15 protein-coding genes are annotated in these 15,953 nt (G+C 63.9%); 5 read left to right on the top strand and 10 right to left on the bottom strand.

Translation table 11 applies throughout. The annotated features are described in order from the left end of the window. Positions 1-263: 263 nt before the first annotated feature. Positions 264-2,573, top strand: coding sequence for a bifunctional acylase PvdQ (pvdQ, locus tag PSEMO_RS11740; RefSeq protein WP_075803240.1), 2,310 nt, complete (start codon positions 264-266; stop codon positions 2,571-2,573). Here pvdQ and trhP read toward each other — a convergent pair. Then, complete coding sequence (gene trhP, locus PSEMO_RS11735) at positions 2,563-3,879, bottom strand: prephenate-dependent tRNA uridine(34) hydroxylase TrhP (protein WP_075803239.1); 1,317 nt, start codon at positions 3,877-3,879, stop codon at positions 2,563-2,565. The two genes, pvdQ and trhP, sit on opposite strands and share 11 nt — an antisense overlap. 266 nt (positions 3,880-4,145) lie before the next feature. Here trhP and PSEMO_RS11730 point away from each other — a divergent pair, with 266 nt between their 5' ends. Then, positions 4,146-5,210: an AI-2E family transporter gene (locus tag PSEMO_RS11730; protein ID WP_075803238.1), complete on the top strand. Its 1,065-nt coding sequence runs from the start codon at positions 4,146-4,148 to the stop codon at positions 5,208-5,210. A gap of 12 nt (positions 5,211-5,222) precedes the next feature. On the opposite strand, the gene PSEMO_RS11725 is transcribed toward PSEMO_RS11730, so the two are convergent. Together PSEMO_RS11725 and PSEMO_RS11720 are read right to left on the bottom strand one after the other, a co-directional pair. Then, positions 5,223-5,585: a DUF5064 family protein gene (locus tag PSEMO_RS11725; protein WP_075803237.1), complete on the bottom strand. Its 363-nt coding sequence runs from the start codon at positions 5,583-5,585 to the stop codon at positions 5,223-5,225. A 136-nt stretch (positions 5,586-5,721) separates the two neighbouring features. Continuing rightward, positions 5,722-7,797: a TonB-dependent receptor family protein gene (locus PSEMO_RS11720; protein WP_144443567.1), complete on the bottom strand. Its 2,076-nt coding sequence runs from the start codon at positions 7,795-7,797 to the stop codon at positions 5,722-5,724. Positions 7,798-8,024: 227 nt separating this feature from the next. On the opposite strand from PSEMO_RS11720, the gene PSEMO_RS11715 reads away from it, so the two are divergent. After that, positions 8,025-8,306 (top strand): helix-turn-helix domain-containing protein, encoded by a 282-nt coding sequence (locus PSEMO_RS11715; protein WP_075803236.1) that lies wholly within the window; start codon positions 8,025-8,027, stop codon positions 8,304-8,306. Next, a complete protein-coding gene (locus PSEMO_RS11710) occupies positions 8,299-8,649 on the top strand; it encodes a putative holin (RefSeq protein WP_075803235.1) in 351 nt (116 codons plus the stop codon). Before PSEMO_RS11715 ends, PSEMO_RS11710 begins: the two co-directional genes overlap by 8 nt. On the opposite strand, the gene PSEMO_RS11705 is transcribed toward PSEMO_RS11710, so the two are convergent. Further along, positions 8,644-9,063: a helix-turn-helix domain-containing protein gene (locus PSEMO_RS11705; RefSeq protein ID WP_075803234.1), complete on the bottom strand. Its 420-nt coding sequence runs from the start codon at positions 9,061-9,063 to the stop codon at positions 8,644-8,646. The genes PSEMO_RS11710 and PSEMO_RS11705 overlap by 6 nt on opposite strands. 253 nt (positions 9,064-9,316) lie before the next feature. On the opposite strand from PSEMO_RS11705, the gene PSEMO_RS11700 reads away from it, so the two are divergent. Beyond that, positions 9,317-9,595, top strand: a complete 279-nt coding sequence (locus PSEMO_RS11700; protein WP_075803233.1) for an ogr/Delta-like zinc finger family protein — start codon at positions 9,317-9,319, stop codon at positions 9,593-9,595. Between the two features lie 78 nt (positions 9,596-9,673). Here PSEMO_RS11700 and nuoN read toward each other — a convergent pair whose 3' ends face one another. The 6 genes from nuoN to nuoI are packed head-to-tail and all read right to left on the bottom strand — an operon-like array spanning position 9,674 to position 15,944. Continuing rightward, positions 9,674-11,143, bottom strand: coding sequence for an NADH-quinone oxidoreductase subunit NuoN (nuoN, locus tag PSEMO_RS11695; RefSeq protein WP_075803232.1), 1,470 nt, complete (start codon positions 11,141-11,143; stop codon positions 9,674-9,676). A 7-nt stretch (positions 11,144-11,150) separates the two neighbouring features. Beyond that, complete coding sequence (nuoM, locus tag PSEMO_RS11690; protein WP_075803231.1) at positions 11,151-12,683, bottom strand: NADH-quinone oxidoreductase subunit M; 1,533 nt, start codon at positions 12,681-12,683, stop codon at positions 11,151-11,153. Positions 12,684-12,722: 39 nt separating this feature from the next. After that, positions 12,723-14,576: an NADH-quinone oxidoreductase subunit L gene (nuoL, locus tag PSEMO_RS11685; protein ID WP_075803230.1), complete on the bottom strand. Its 1,854-nt coding sequence runs from the start codon at positions 14,574-14,576 to the stop codon at positions 12,723-12,725. Then, complete coding sequence (gene nuoK, locus PSEMO_RS11680) at positions 14,573-14,881, bottom strand: NADH-quinone oxidoreductase subunit NuoK (RefSeq protein ID WP_075803229.1); 309 nt, start codon at positions 14,879-14,881, stop codon at positions 14,573-14,575. Before nuoK ends, nuoL begins: the two co-directional genes overlap by 4 nt. A 4-nt stretch (positions 14,882-14,885) precedes the next feature. After that, entirely contained in the window at positions 14,886-15,386 is a 501-nt protein-coding gene (gene nuoJ, locus PSEMO_RS11675; protein ID WP_075803228.1) for an NADH-quinone oxidoreductase subunit J, read from the bottom strand. 9 nt (positions 15,387-15,395) lie between these two features. Then, complete coding sequence (gene nuoI / locus PSEMO_RS11670; protein WP_042125483.1) at positions 15,396-15,944, bottom strand: NADH-quinone oxidoreductase subunit NuoI; 549 nt, start codon at positions 15,942-15,944, stop codon at positions 15,396-15,398. Between the last annotated feature and the right edge of the window lie 9 nt (positions 15,945-15,953).

Below are 15,953 nucleotides of genomic sequence, written 5' to 3'. Positions count from 1 at the left end.
TTGCGTCTGTAGCGAAGCGGCTGGGCCGGTTGCGGTTGCTGGTTGTACATACAAAAAACTCCCTTTTCAGAGCCTGTCTGTCCTGCGTTCAAATGACGCTCCCAACCTATAAGACGAATGAGAACGACAAATCTGCAACTTTTGCGGAAAAAAAATCCGTCTTCCTACCTGTAACGAAGCAGCCACCCCTTTACCGTAAATTTTTCATCTGAGCTTCGTTCTATCAGGATGTCCTCGATATCCCTGATCCGGCAGGAGTTCCCGTGATCGCCATTGCTTCCCCCTCCAGGCTTTGCCTGGCCGTGCTGCTTGCCGGCCTCGGTCTTTGCGCCCAGGCCCGGGACAATCCCGCGCAGGTGTCTGCAGAAATCCGCCGTACCACCTTCGGTGTCCCGCATATCCTCGCCCGTGATGACCGCGGCCTCGGCTACGGCATCGGTTATGCCTACGGCCAGGACAACCTGTGCCTGCTGGCCAATGAGGTGGTCACGGTCAATGGCCAGCGTTCACGCTGGTTCGGTCCGGAGCAGCGCACCCTGGAACAGCGCAAGAACCTCGCCAGCGACCTGTTCTTCAGCTGGTTGAACACCCCGCAGGCGGTGTCCGCCTTCTGGCAGGCGCAGCCGGCACCGATCCAGGCATTGCTGGAAGGCTATGCCCAAGGCTTCAACCGCGCCCTGGCCGAACGTCGGCAACAAGGCCTGCCCGCCGAGTGCCAGCAGGCCGGATGGCTGCGGCCGATCACGGCCTTCGACCTGCTCAAGCTGACCCGACGCCTGCTGGTTGAAGGTGGCGTTGGCCAGTTCGCCGAGGCGCTGGCGGGGGCAACGCCGCCGAATGCGCTCGCGCAACTGGATCCGAACGACTTCCGCATTGCCCTGGAAAACCAGCAGCGTTTCGCCCTGGAGCGCGGCAGCAACGCCGTCGCCCTGGGCAGCGAGCGTTCGGCGACAGGGCGCGGCATGCTCCTGGCCAACCCGCATTTCCCCTGGAGCGGCGGCATGCGCTTCTACCAGATGCACCTGACCATCCCTGGCCAGCTCGATGTGATGGGCGCGGCGCTGCCAGGCCTGCCGCTGGTGAATATCGGTTTCAATCGCCACCTGGCCTGGACCCACACCGTGGATGCCTCGAAGCATTTCACCCTGCATCGTTTGCAACTGGACCCCAAGGACCCGACCCGGTATCTGATCGACGGCCAGTCGGTACCGATGGACCGCCAGCAGTTGAAGGTCACGGTCAAGGGCGAGGATGGGCAACTGCGGGAGGTTGGCCGCGAGCTGTTCAGCACGCGCTTTGGCCCGGTGGTGCAGTGGCCGCGGCGCCTGGACTGGACCTCGAGCGTCGCCTTCAGCGTGCAGGACGCCAACCTCGGCAACACCCGGGTATTGCAGCAATGGCATGCGCTCAACCAGGCTGGCAGCCTGTCTGAGCTGCAGGCCTCGGTGCAGCGGTTGCAAGGCATTCCCTGGGTCAACACCCTGGCCACTGATGCCGGCGGCCAGGCGCTGTACCTGAACCAGTCCGTGGTGCCCTATGTCGATGCCGACCTGCTGGGACGTTGCAGCGATCCAAAGGCCGGCCTGGAAATGATCGTGCTCGATGGCTCGCGCAGCGCCTGCGACTGGAAGGTCGATGCCCGCGCTGCGCAGCCGGGGATTTTCCCGGCAGAGATGCAGCCGCACCTGAGCCGCGGGGATTTCGTCCAGCACGCCAACGACACGGCCTGGCTGGTCAACCCGGCGCAGCCGCTGACCGGTTTCTCGCCGCTGATCAGCCGCGACGGCATTCCCCTCGGCCCCCGCGCGCGTTTCGCCCTGAGCCGCCTGGAGCGACCGGGCAAGCTGGGCGCCGACGATTTGAAGCGCATGGTGATGGACGACCAGGTCTACCTGGCCGAGGTGTTGTTACCGGACCTGCTCAAGTGGTGCTCCGGTGTGGGTGATGACCCGAGCCTGAAAGGCGTGTGCGCCGCCCTGGGCAAATGGGATGGCCGGGCCAACCTCGACAGCGGCCTGGGCCTGGTGCATTTCCAGATCATCATGCAGGTCTTGCAGGAGAAGGGCGGGTTCTGGCGGGTCGCCTTCAACCCGGCCGACCCGCAGCACACCCCACGTGGCCTGGCCTGGGAGCGGGCCGCGGTGGCGCAGATGCTGCGCGAGGCGGCGCTGGCGTCGGCGGCCCGGGTGGCCGGAGCCGATCCTGCGACGCAATGGGGGCAGATCCAGCAGGCCGCCGACGGTACGCCGATCCATGGCGGGCCGGCCAACCTGGGCGTGTACAACGCGATCCAGAGTGTCGACGGGGCGCCGGGCAAGCGCCGGGTGGTCAGCGGCACCAGCTACCTGCAACTGGTGACCTTCGACGACAAGGGCCCGAAAGCCGAAGGCCTGCTGGTGTTCTCCCAGTCCAGCGAGGCGGCGTCACCCCATGGCAGCGACCAGACCCGCGCCTTCTCGGCCAAGCACTGGCAGCCGACGCCGTTCACCGAGGCGCAGATCAAGGCCGACCCGCAGTACCGCTCCCAGGTGATCAGCGAGCCGTTGCCGGTCGAGGCGGCGGTCAGCCGGTGACGTCGCGCATCAGCAGGCCGTAGGCCAGGTCTGCCTGCTCGGGTACCGGCAGGTAGACCACATGGCCGTCGCCCGGCGCGACCTGCAACGGGTTGCCCTGGCGGTCGCGCAGTTCGGCCAGGTCGAAATGGAAGTTGCCGCCCGGGGTCATCAGTTCCAGGTGATCGCCCAGGGCAAAGCGGTTCTTCACCTGGACTTGCGCCAGCCCGTCGACCCGTTCGCCGGTCAGCTCGCCAACGAACTGCTGGCGGTCCGACACCGAGTTGCCGCGCTGGTAGTTCTGGTACTCGTCATGCACATGCCGGCGCAGGAAGCCCTCGGTGTAGCCGCGCTGGGCCAGGGATTCCAGGTCGAGCATCAGCGAGCGGTCGAATTCGCGGCCGGCCACCGCGTCGTCGATGGCCTGGCGGTACACCTGGGTGGTCCGGGCGCAGTAGAAATGCGATTTGGTCCGCCCCTCGATCTTCAGCGAATGCACGCCCATGCGGGTCAGGCGCTCGACGTGCTGCACGGCGCGCAGGTCCTTGGCGTTCATGATGTAGGTGCCGTGCTCGTCCTCGAAGGCCGGCATGTCTTCGTCCGGGCGGTTGCTTTCCTGAAGGAGGAACACCTGCTCGGTCGGTGCGCCGAGGCCCAGGGTCGGTTCCGGCTCGAACTGGCGGACGATATCGCCGGTCTCGTTTTCGGTGGCTTCGCTGGCGGTGTATTTCCAGCGGCAGGCATTGGTGCAACTGCCCTGGTTGGCATCGCGGCGGTTGAGGTAGCCGGACAGCAGGCAACGCCCGGAATAGGCCATGCACAGCGCGCCATGGACGAAGACTTCCAGTTCCATTTCCGGCACCTGCTGGCGGATCTCGTCGATCTCTTCCAGGGACAGCTCGCGGGACAGGATCACCCGGGTCAGGCCCAGGCTCTTCCAGAACTTCACGCTGGCCCAGTTCACCGTGTTGGCCTGCACCGAGAGATGGATCGGCATCTGCGGGAAGTGCTCGCGTACCAGCATGATCAGTCCCGGGTCGGACATGATCAGCGCATCCGGGGCCATGGCGATCACTGGCTCCAGGTCCTTGAGGAAGGTCTTCAGCTTGGCGTTGTGCGGGGCGATGTTGACCACCACGTAGAACTGCTTGCCCTGGGCCTGGGCTTCCTTGATGCCGAGGGCGAGGTTGGCGTGGTCGAACTCGTTGTTGCGCACCCGCAGGCTGTAGCGCGGCTGGCCGGCGTAGACCGCGTCGGCACCATAGGCGAAGGCGTAGCGCATGTTTTTCAGGGTGCCGGCGGGGGCGAGCAGTTCGGGTTTGGTCATGGTCGGGGGCACTGGGGGCAAAAGGCGGGGATGCTACGGCAGGGGCGGTTGCGATTTATTGATCTGGAGCAACGGCACTTTCTGTGTGGCGCAAAGCACTAATGTTCAACGCCGTCTCGCTGTAGGAGCGTGGCTTGCCCGCGAAGGACCGCGCAGCGGTCCCAAAATGGTGTGCTCAGTGGGATTTTGGGACCGCTGCGCGGTCCTTCGCGGGCAAGCCACGCTCCTACGGGGGATGGCGGTAACTCAACGACGCAAGGGCCGACATGAGCGAAACCGTATTGCAAAAACGAACCCTCATCGGGTTGCTGGTCCTGGTCACGGTGGCCTTTGGCTGGATCCTCCTGCCGTACTACGGCGCGGTGTTCTGGGCCGTCATCCTCGGCGTGCTGTTCGCGCCCATGCAGCGCCGCCTGCTGCTGCGCTTCAACCAGCGCCGCGGCCTGGCCGCCGGGGTGACCCTGCTGACCTGTCTGGTGATCGTGGTCCTGCCGGTGATCGTGGTCAGTGGCCTGCTGGTCCAGGAAGGCGGGATGATCTACAAGCGCATCGAAAGCGGCGATCTGGATATCGCCGGCTACATCGAGCGCTTCAAGGATGTCCTGCCGCCGATCGTCCAGCATGGCCTGGAACGCCTCGGTATCGGCGACCTGGAAGGCCTGCGCGACAAGGTCACCAAGGGCGCAGTGGAGGGCAGCCAGTTTTTCGCCAGCCAGGCCTACAGTTTTGGCCAGAGCACCTTCGAGCTCCTGGTTGGCCTGGGCGTGATGCTTTACCTGCTGTTCTTCTTCCTGCGTGACGGCCCCGAGCTGGTCCGACGCATCCGCCAGGCAATACCGCTGGCCGAGCAGCAGAAGCGCCGCCTGCAACTGAAGTTCAACCGGGTAGTGCGGGCCACGGTGAAAGGCAACCTGCTGGTGGCTATCGCCCAGGGCGCCCTCGGTGGACTGATCTTCTGGGTGCTGGATGTGCCGAGCCCGCTGCTGTGGGGCGTGCTGATGGCGTTTCTCTCGCTGCTGCCGGCCGTGGGAGCGGGGATCGTCTGGGGACCGGTGGCGGTGTACTTCCTGTTCAGCGGGGCGCTCTGGCAGGGCGTGGTGCTGACGGTGTTCGGCGTCTGCGTGATCGGCCTGGTGGACAACCTGCTGCGCCCGCTGCTGGTGGGCAAGGACACGCGCCTGCCGGACTACCTGATCCTGGTCTCGACCCTCGGCGGGCTGGCGGTGTTCGGGCTCAACGGCTTCGTCATCGGGCCGTTGATCGCCGCGTTGTTCGTGTCCAGCTGGGGGATTTTCACCAGCACCCGGCCCCAGGTGCAGTTGCCGCCTTGAGGGCCGGCCCCGTCATTCGAAGTGCTTGATATCCACGGCGTCGCCGGACTGCATGTTGAGCTTCTGGCGAATGTCCTCGAACATCAGGTCGTAGTGCTTGTGCTGCGAACCGATGCTGCTGAGTTCCTTGGGTATCCCGTACTTTTCGGCAATCTGCGTCACGTTGCGGGCAAAGTTGTAGGCTTCTTCCTTGGGTAGCCAGAAGGATTCATCCATGTTCTGGTCCTGGATGCTGCCATGCATGCGGAAATGCATGCCCTTGCCCTGTTTCGGGTCCTGGGTGACCTCGTAGCTGATCTTCAGGTTGTAGCTGACGTCCTTAGGGGTCAGCGCATGACGCTCGATATGCAGCTGCCCCGGCTCGAATGTGGCCATCGTCGTTTCTCCTGGGAAGGGGGCGGTGCCCCGTTAACGCCACCGCCACCGGGCCTGGCCGGTCAGCGCGACCCAGCCAGTATGGTGGACAATCCCGTGGTTCGCCTGACCTTCCCCAAAGAGTTTGCCTGGAGGCCTAGCGCAAGCTGTACGAGACGCCTGCGTACACGCCGAAGCCTTCGCCCGGCACCGAGCGCGCCACATCCGCGCCGTTGTCGTTGTAGCCCGGGACGACGATGGCGGCGTAGCGCTTGTTGGTCAGGTTGCGCAGGTCGAGCCAGGTCTGCCAGTCCTGCTTCGGCGCGTTGTAGCCGAAGGTGGCGCCGAGGATGGCGTAGGCATCGGCGTCACGGCTGTTGGCGTAATCGACCTGGACCCTGGACGCCAGGGTGGTGTTGAGCCCGGCGTAGAAACCGCTGGGCAGGTCGAAGCGCAGTTCGCCCTGGTAGTAATGCATAGGGATGCCCGGCAGGCGGTTGTCGCCGAAGACCTTGTCGTCGCGGTAGTGGAAGTCGTTGAAGGTGTAGGCCTGGCGCAGCGACAGGCGACCGATATCGCCGCGCTGCCAGAGGGTGCTGTCGAGGCTGGCTTCGATGCCTTGGTGGATGGTCGGGCTGGCGTTGCTTTCGCTGCGCACCGGCGCCTGGATTTCCACCATCAGCAGTTCGTTGCGCACGGCGGAGTAGTACCAGGCCAAATCCCAGCGTCCCAGCTCCGCGTCACCCCGGGCACCCAGTTCGAGCGTGGTGGCGGTCTGGTTTTTCAGCTCGATGGGCTGGTACTGGGTTGGCGCGCTCCAGATCAGCGACCACGGGTGCGGCGGCTCCACCGAGCGGCTGAGGTTGCCGTACAACTGCAGGCTCGGATTCAGGTCGTAGCGCAAGCCGAGACGCGGGGCGTAGTCCCAGTCATGCATGCTGACCTTGCCGCCTGGACCCGCGGTAACGTTGCTGTAGGTCACATCGCTTTCCCGCCGGGTATAGATCGCCGCCAGGCCGCTGGTCAGCCAGAGATCGGGAATCAGCTCCAGTTCATTGCCGACGTGCAGGACGGTGTCCGAACCCTGGTAGGAAAAGTCCCGGGTCTTGGCGCCGACGATATCGTTTACCCGCGAATACTGCGAGGCACCACTATTGGGCAGGTGCTTGGTCGTCCGCCAGCCGATCGTGGTCTTGCTCTCATGACCGAACAGCGTATGCCGTCTCTGATAATCAAGGGTACCGCTGACATCGGTGTAGGCCACCTTCAGACGCATCGGACCTTCGCGCAGGTCCATCGGAAAGTCGTGATAGACCAGGCCCGCCACCAGTTGCGAATCGTCGTCGAGGTAGAAGGTGGTCTTGTTCGCCAGCCAGGTGGCGCCGGGCTGTGGACGGCTGTCGTTGCGGCTCAGGTAGGCCGGGTTGGCGTCCCGTGGATGGTGCTTGATCTGTTCCTTGGTCAGGCGCCCGGCCAGGTCGTTTTCGGTTTCCCGGTAGCGCAGGTAGAAGCGTGTCTCCAGGTTTGGATTGAAGCGGTAGCCGACATTGGCCGCGACACCCTTGCCGCTGCCGCTGCTGTGCTCCTGGTAACCGTCATACTCGGTATCGGTGAGGGCGACATAGTAGTCGAGGTCGCCGAGTACCTGGCCGGAACTGATATGACGCTTCTGGTAGCCACGGCTGCCCGCTTCGTAGCGCAGTTGCAGGGGCGCGGCGTCGTAACCGGTGTGGGTCACATAGTCGATGGCGCCACCGAGGGCCAGAGCGCCGCGATCGAAACCGTTGGCCCCGCGCAGGACTTCGGCGCGGCTCAGCCACAGCGGCTCGAACAGCTCGTAGGGCGTGCCGCCGGGGCCGGTCAGGGGCAGGCCGTCGAACATCACGTAGGTCCCCGAGCCGTGGGCCCCGGGTGCGCGGTTGATCCCGGAACCGCGAATCGACAGACGAATGCCGTCGTTGCCGGCGGACTGGGCGAACACCCCGGGCTGGTAGGCGAGGACGTCCTGGTTGCTGGCGACCCGACCTTGCCCGACCCGGTTCATGTCCACCAGGTTGGTGGCACCGGGTACCTGGCGCAGGCGCTCATTGGCCTCCTGCAGTTCATTGCGCTCTTCGCCCTGGATCACCACCTGGCCCAGTTCGACGCTCTCGGGCGTCTGCGCGGCGGCACTGCCGGCCAGGGTCAGGCCCAGCAGGCACAGAGAAGAATGCAAGGACAGCGGTGACGGCATCGTACAGCTCCAACGGATTTGGTCTGGCAGGCAATGTGAAGTCAGACGAACGAAAGGGCTGTTAAATCACCACTTTCTTCTGCCGCGGTTGAGCGACTTGATTCCACTGACTTGTAGCTTTGCCGGCTACAAGTTGTGCGACTGGTCCTACAGCAAGGCCGCTCCGTATCGTTCGCCCATCGTTAACCGACCCGGGCGAGCCCCGGGCCTCGTGCAGGAGATTGCGCATGTCATCCGCTTCCGCTGTTAGCCCGCCCCCTACCGGCGTGGCACCGCCCAACCTGACCCGCCGTGAAGAAGAGGTGCTGTACTGGTGCTCGTGCGGGAAAACATCCTGGGAAATTTCGCAGATTCTCGACTGCAAGGAGTCCACGGTGAACTTCCATGTCAGCAATGTACTGCGCAAGCTGTCCGTGCATTCCCGGGTGGCCGCCGTGATCAAGGCCTTGCGCTACGGCATTCTCCGTCATCAAGCCGAATTGCCAGGGAGGTGCGTTGCTCATGAGTGATCCTACGAGCTCGAGCCTGTCCAGCCTGTTCGTAGGGCTGGGGCTCGCCGCATCCTTGCCGGCGGTGGAGGGCGATATGGTCTTCGGCGCGGTGCTCGGCGCCTGGCTGGTCGCGAGTACGCGGGGCTTTTTGAAGGCCTGGCAGCGCATGGGGTCACTGCTGCTGTCGGCGGGGGTGGGCTATCTGTTTACGCCGCTGATGCGCTCGATCGGCCCGTTTCTTTCAGGCGGGGAGGCGGCGTTCATCGGTGCCGTGGTGGTGATCCCGATCGTGATCAAAGTGATGATCTGGCTGGACGGCGCCGACCTGCGCGACATCATCCAGCGTCTGCGGGGCTCATGAGTCCTGCTGGTCGAGCTGTGACAAACGGCTGCTGATGGCTTCGAACTGCTGTTCCAGCTCGCGCAGGCGCTGCTTTTCCTGGATGGCCAGGGCAATGGCGCGTTGGTCCTGGGGGCTGAGCAGGCGCAATTCGGTGATCACCTGGGTTTCCCAGTCCGGATCGGCGCTGGGGATCATGGCCTGGTGGCTGTGCACGCGAAAACGTGGGCCTTCGCCGACCAACAGCCAGTCGAGGGAAATGCCATGGCGGTTGGCGAGTTCTACGCATATCGCATAGGGAATGCTGTCGCGCCCCTTCCAGCTGCTGACCGTCTGCGGGCTGACCCCCAGTGCAGCGGAAAGCCCCGAGTCGGTGGCCGATTGGGTAACGAGCTTCATCCGTGCCAGCACCGCAGCGAAGCCATTAATACTCATAACGAGTAATCCTGTGGGGTGCTGATATAATGTTCGGCAAAAAAATACGCAAAACGCATTCTCTCTCTTTGCAACATTGAGCACTACTCGTTTGGGGAAATTAAATGTCAGAAATTTCCGCTCGTAGCATAGGAAATTTCTTCTGCTTGGGCGTTTTGAGCTTACAGGAGATTGGAATAGGAATGAATTATCGTAATGGTCGCACTGTGCGCTGCTTCCGTGTTCGGATGCCGTCGCGGGCAAGGAGTCTGCAGTGAGTACTTACAAGCTCGTATGCCCGCACTGCCAGAGCAGGATGCGCATACGTACCAGCGAAGGTCGGCATATCTTCCTGCGCGTGGCTTACCTGCAATGCACCACGGAGGCCTGTGGCTGGTCGGTGCGTGCCGAGTTCGAAATGACCCACGAACTCTCGCCCAGCGGCATGCCCAATCCGGAGGTTTACTTGCCGCGTGCCGACAGTGATCTGCGACGTGCCGCGTTGCGCCCGGCGCGGGATGACCTTTCCGGGCAGGAGCGTGGCACGTCCTGAGCGTGATGAAGTCCAGGGACAAGGGCGCTGGAAAAAAAACACCCCGCCGAAGCGGGGTGTCTGTTCTTGCCAGGTGGATCAGCTGACCAGTTGCAGGCCGGCGTGTTGCACCAGGTCCAGCAGCGGCTGCGGGTAGACGCCGAGGACGAAGGCCAGGATGGCAATGGCCAGCAGCATGACGCCGCCGGTACGTTGCTCCCAGTTGAACGGTGCATCGTGACGACGCAGGTTCGGCTCGATCAGGTACAGGGTGACCATCACGCGCAGGTAGTAGAAGACGCCGATGGCGCTACCGATGACCAGGGCACCGGTCAGCCACCACAGCTGCGACTCGACGCCGGTAGCGATGATGTAGAACTTGCCGATGAAGCCGGCGGTCAGCGGGATACCGGCCAGCGACAGCATCATCACGGTCAGTACGGCGGTCAGGTACGGACGGCGCCAGAACAGGCCGCGGTACTCGTACAGGGCGTCCGCGTCACGGCCATTGTACGGCGAGGACATCAGGGTGATCACGCCGAAGGCGCCAAGGCTGGTGATCACGTAGGTGACCAGGTACACGCCGATGGCTTCCAGGGCCAGACCCTTGCTCGCCACCAGGGCGATCAGCAGGTAACCGAAGTGGGCGATCGACGAGTAACCCAGCAGGCGCTTGAGGTTGCTCTGGGTCAGGGCCAGCAGGTTGCCGACCAGGATCGAGGCGACGGCGATCACCGACAGCACGGTGGTCAGCACGCCGCTGCTGGCGGCAGGGGAGAGCATGTACAGGCGGACCACCACGGCGAATACCGCGACCTTGCTGGCGGTGGCCAGGAAGGCGGCGACCGGTGCCGGAGCACCTTCGTACACGTCCGGGGTCCACAGGTGGAACGGTACCAGCGACAGCTTGAAGGCCAGGCCGACCAGCATCATGCCCAGGCCCAGCTGGGCCATCAGGCTAGGCATGCTGGTGGCGGCCAGGGCCTTGCCGATGGCGTCGAACGCCAGGCTGCCGGCGTCGGCGTAGAGCAGGGCCATGCCGAACAGCAGGAAGGCGGAGCCGGCGGCCGACAGCACCATGTACTTGATGCCGGCTTCCAGCGAGCGCTTGTTGAAGAACGCATACGCCACCAGGCCGTAGACCGGTACCGAGAGCAGCTCCAGACCGATGAACAGGCCGGCCAGGTGTTGCGCGCAGACCAGCACCAGACCGCCGAGGGCGGCCATCAGGATCAGCAGGTACAGCTCTTCGCGGTTGCCCGGGTAGCCCGAGCCGCCATCACCCAGGTAGGCATGCGCCAGGGTCACGCAGGCCAGGGTGGCGACCAGGATCAGCGCCATGTACAGGCAGGCGAACTTGTCGATGGTCAGCAGCGGGGTGACCGCCAGGGGTATGACTTTCAGGACCGGCAGGATCGACAGCAGGGCCAGGTTCAGGCCCACGGTCGACAGCAGGAAGGTTTGCGAGTGGTTGCGGCGCCAGGCGATCGCCAGCATCACCACGACAACGGTGATGGTGGTGATCAGCAGCGGCGCAAGCGCGATAAAGTGTTGAATCGTCAGGTCCATAGCGCTCTTACCGGGCCGAAGCGAGTTGAGTGAAGGCGGTGCCGAGCCACTGCTGCACACCACTCATGGTGGCGGCAGAGGTGTCGAGGAACGGCTGCGGGTAGACGCCCAGCACGATCAGCAGGACCGCAAGGCCCAGCACCATGATCAGTTCGCGGTTGTCCATGCCGGCCAGGACCTCGTCGGACTTCGACGGGCCGAAGTAGGCGCGGTGGATCATGATCAGCGAGTAGACCGAACCGAACACCAGGCCAGAGGTGGCGATGACGGTGACCCATGGGGCACTGACGAAGCTGCCGAGCAGGATCAGGAATTCGCCGACGAAGTTGCCGGTACCCGGCAGGCCCAGGGATGCTGCGGCGAAGAACAGGCTGATCGCCGGCAGGTAGGCGATGCGGTGCCACAGGCCGCCCATCTGGCGCATGTCACGGGTGTGCAGGCGTTCGTACAGCTGGCCACTGAGGATGAACAGCGCCGCAGCCGAGAGGCCGTGGGCCAGCATCTGGATCACCGCACCTTGCAGGGCCTGCTGGCTGCCGGAGTAGATGCCGATCAGCACGAAGCCCATGTGCGACACGCTGGAGAACGCGATCAGGCGCTTGATATCGGTCTGCGCGAAGGCCAGGAAGGCACCGTAGAAGATCCCGATCAGACCCAGGGTCATGGCGATCGGCGCGAACTCCGCCGAAGCGTTGGGGAACAGCGGCAGGGCGAAACGCAGCAGGCCGTAGGCCGCGGTCTTCAGCAGGATACCGGCGAGGTCGACGGAACCGGCGGTCGGTGCCTGGGCGTGAGCGTCAGGCAGCCAGGAGTGGAACGGCACCACCGGCAGCTTCACCGCGAAGGCGATGAAGAAGCCCAGCATCAGCAGGTACTCGGTACCGGCCGGCAGGTTGGCTTTCAACAGCTGGCTGTAGTCGAAGGTGATCACGCCGGTGTTGTTGAAGTTGACCAGCACCAGGCCAAGGATCGCCACCAGCATGATCAGGCCGCTGGCCTGGGTGAAGATGAAGAACTTGGTCGCTGCGTAGATCCGGGTCTTCTTGCCGTCGGAGGAGCTGTGACCCCAGAGCGCGATGAGGAAATACATCGGCACCAGCATCATTTCCCAGAAGAAGAAGAACAGGAACAGGTCGAGGGCGAGGAACACGCCGACCACGCCGCCGAGGATCCACATCAGGTTGAGGTGGAAGAAGCCGACGTGGCGCTGGATCTCTTTCCACGAGCACAGCACCGACAGCACACCGAGCAGGCCGGTGAGCAGGATCATCAGCAGCGACAGGCCGTCGAGGGCCAGGTGCAGGCTGATGCCGAAGCGCTCGATCCACAGGACCTTGAACTCGTAGGCCCACTGCGGCTCGGCACCCGGGGCAGGGGCGAGGGTGTAGTCCCCGTTGGCCCACAGCCAGAGGCCGATACCAAGGAGCAGGGACATGGTCAGCAGCGCAATGTAGCGCGGCAGGGTGGCGCCGAAGCGCTCACCCAGCCAGCACAGCAGGCCGCCGATGAAGGGGATCAGGATCAGCCAAGGCAAAATCATGACGGGCTCAATTCCTTTCGCAAAGTCGCAAGGTTCATATCAGACCGCAGCCATCAGTACGGCGCCGAGTACCAGCACGGCACCGACGGCGATGGAAGCGGTGTACCAGCGCAGCTGACCGGTTTCGGTCTTGCTCATGGCGGCGTGGCCGCCACGGGCCATGCGCGGGATCAGGCCGATGGTGCGGTCCACCGGGTCCTTGCGCAGGATATGGCTGATCAGCAGGTAAGGTTTGACGAACAGCTTGTCGTAGATCCAGTCGAAGCCCCAGGCGGCGAACCACCAGGCCGAGAGCAGGCGACCGATGCCGCTGTTGGCGACGGCAGTCACGAAGCGACGCTTGCCGAGGAACAGCAGGGCCGACAGCAGGATACCGGCGATGGCGATGGCGCCCGAGGCGATTTCCAGGCTGTGCTTGGCTTCGCCGCCGGCATGGCCCGCGCTTTCCGGCAGCACGCCGGCCAGCGGCGGGTGGATCCAGGCGCCGACGAAGGTCGACAGGACGATCAGCACGCCCAGCGGCAGCCAGTGGGAGATACCGTGGCCGGCATGGGCTTCGGTCTTGGCTTCGCCGTGGAAGGCAATGAAGATCAGGCGGAAGGTGTACAGCGAGGTCATGAAGGCACCGACCAGGCCGGCGTACAGCAGGCCGGTGTTGCCGCTGGCGAAGGCTTCCCAGAGGATCTCGTCCTTGGAGTAGAAGCCCACGGTGATCAGCGGCAGGGCCGCCAGGGCCGCACCACCGACCACGAAGCTGGCGTAGGCCAGTGGCAGTTTCTTCCACAGGCCGCCCATCTTGAAGATGTTCTGCTCGTGGTGGCAGGCAACGATCACCGCACCCGATGCAAGGAACAGCAGGGCCTTGAAGAAGGCGTGGGTCATCAGGTGGAAGATCGCCGCGTCCCAGGCGCCAACGCCCAGGGCCAGGAACATGTAGCCGATCTGGCTCATGGTCGAGTAGGCGAGGATACGCTTGATGTCGGTCTGGACCAGGGCGGCGAAACCGGCCAGGACCAGGGTGACACCGCCGACCACGCCGACCAGGTGCAGCACTTCTGGCGCGAGGGTGAACAGGCCGTGGGTACGGGCGATCAGGTAGACACCGGCGGTGACCATGGTCGCGGCGTGGATCAGTGCCGAAACCGGGGTCGGGCCGGCCATCGCGTCGGCCAGCCAGGTCTGCAGTGGCAGCTGGGCGGATTTACCGACCGCACCACCGAGCAGCATCAGGGTCGCCAGGACCATCCAGGTGTCGCCCGCCTGGAACTTCTGCGGGGCCAGCACCAGCAGTTCCTGGATGTTCAGGGTGCCGAGCTGCTGGAACAGGATGAACAGGCCGATGGCCATGAACACGTCGCCGATACGGGTGACGATGAAGGCTTTCAGTGCCGCGTTACCGTTGTTGCGGTTGCTGTAGTAGAAACCGATCAACAGGTACGAGCACAGGCCCACGCCTTCCCAACCGAAGTAGATGAACAGCAGGTTGTCGCCCAGGATCAGGAACAGCATGCTGGCAATGAACAGGTTGGTGTAGGAGAAGAAGCGCGAGTAGCCCGCTTCACCACGCATGTACCAGGAGGCGAACAGGTGGATCAGGAAGCCGACGCCGACCACCACGCCGAGCATGGTCACCGACAGGCCGTCCAGGTGCAGGGTGAAGGTCGGGGCGAAGCCGTCGACCGACATCCACGTCCACAGCAGTTGCGAGTACACGCCGTTTTCCGGTGGCGCGACGTTGAACTGGAAGATCACCCAGGCGGCGACGATCGCCGACAGGCCGATCGAGCCGACACCGATCAGCGCCGAGAGGTTCTCCGAGAAGCGACCACGGGAGAACGACAGCAGCAGGAAGCCGATCAGGGGGAATACGAAAGTCAGGAAGAGAAGGTTCATCCGCGCATCTCACTGGCTGCATCGATATCGAGAGTGTGGAAGCGGCGATACAGCTGCAGCAGGATCGCCAGGCCGATACTGGCCTCGGCGGCTGCCAGGCTGATCACCAGGATGAACATCACCTGTCCATCCGGCTGGCCCCAGCGGGCGCCCGCGACGATGAACGCCAGTGCCGAGGCGTTCATCATGATTTCCAGACTCATGAGCACGAAGAGAATGTTGCGGCGGACCATCAGGCCGACCAGACCGAGGCTGAACAGCAGGCCGGCGACCGCGAGGCCATGTTCGAGAGGGATAGCAGACATGTGATTACTCCTTCGCCTCGTTGCGGCCGAGGTGGAAGGCCGTGACCGCTGCGGCGAGCAGCAGCATGGAGGCCAGTTCCACTACCAGCAGGTAAGGACCAAACAGGCTGATGCCGACCGCCTTGGCGTCGACCGTGGTATGACCGATGGCGCCGCCGCTCTCGGTGCTGAACAGCACGTAGAGCAGTTCGGCCAGCAGCAGGCCGGCCAGCACGACCGGGCCGAGCCAGATGCCCGGGGTCAGCCAGCCGCGCTCCTGGGCGACCGAGGCCGGCCCCAGGTTGAGCATCATCACCACGAAGACGAACAGCACCATGATGGCACCGGCGTAGGCGATCACTTCCAGGGCGCCGGCGAACGGCGCACCGAGGGCGAAGAAGGTCATCGCCACGGAGATCAGGGAAATGATCAGGTAGAGCAGGGCATGCACCGGGTTGGTGTTGGTGATCACCCGCAGGGTGGACACCACGGCGACACCGGATGCGAAATAGAAAGCGAATTCCATCTTTCTTCCTTAAGGGAGCAAGCTCTTCACGTTGATCGGCTCGGCTTCGTTCTGCGCGGCGCCTTTCGGCTTGCCGGCAACGGCCATACCTGCAACACGGTAGAAGTTGTAGTCGGGATTCTTGCCGGGGCCGGAGATCAGCAGATCTTCTTTCTCGTACACCAGGTCCTGACGTTTGAACTCGGCCATTTCGAAATCCGGGGTGAGCTGGATCGCGGTGGTCGGGCAGGCTTCCTCGCAGAGGCCGCAGAAAATGCAGCGCGAGAAGTTGATACGGAAGAACTCCGGATACCAGCGTCCGTCATCCGTCTCGGCTTTCTGCAGCGAGATGCAACCCACCGGGCAGGCCACGGCGCACAGGTTGCACGCTACGCAGCGCTCTTCGCCATCGGGGTCGCGGGTCAGGACGATGCGGCCACGGTAGCGTGGCGGCAGGTAGACCGGCTCTTCCGGGTATTGCAGGGTGTCGCGCTTGCGGAACCCGTGGGAGAACACCATCACCAGGCTGCGCAGCTGGGTGCCGGTGCCCTTAACGATGTCGCCAATATATTTGAACATGGGTCAAAT

This window comes from Pseudomonas putida (assembly GCF_001941965.1).
Classification (GTDB): domain Bacteria; phylum Pseudomonadota; class Gammaproteobacteria; order Pseudomonadales; family Pseudomonadaceae; genus Aquipseudomonas; species Aquipseudomonas putida_L.
This window is presented reverse-complemented; position numbering and strand designations above follow the sequence as displayed.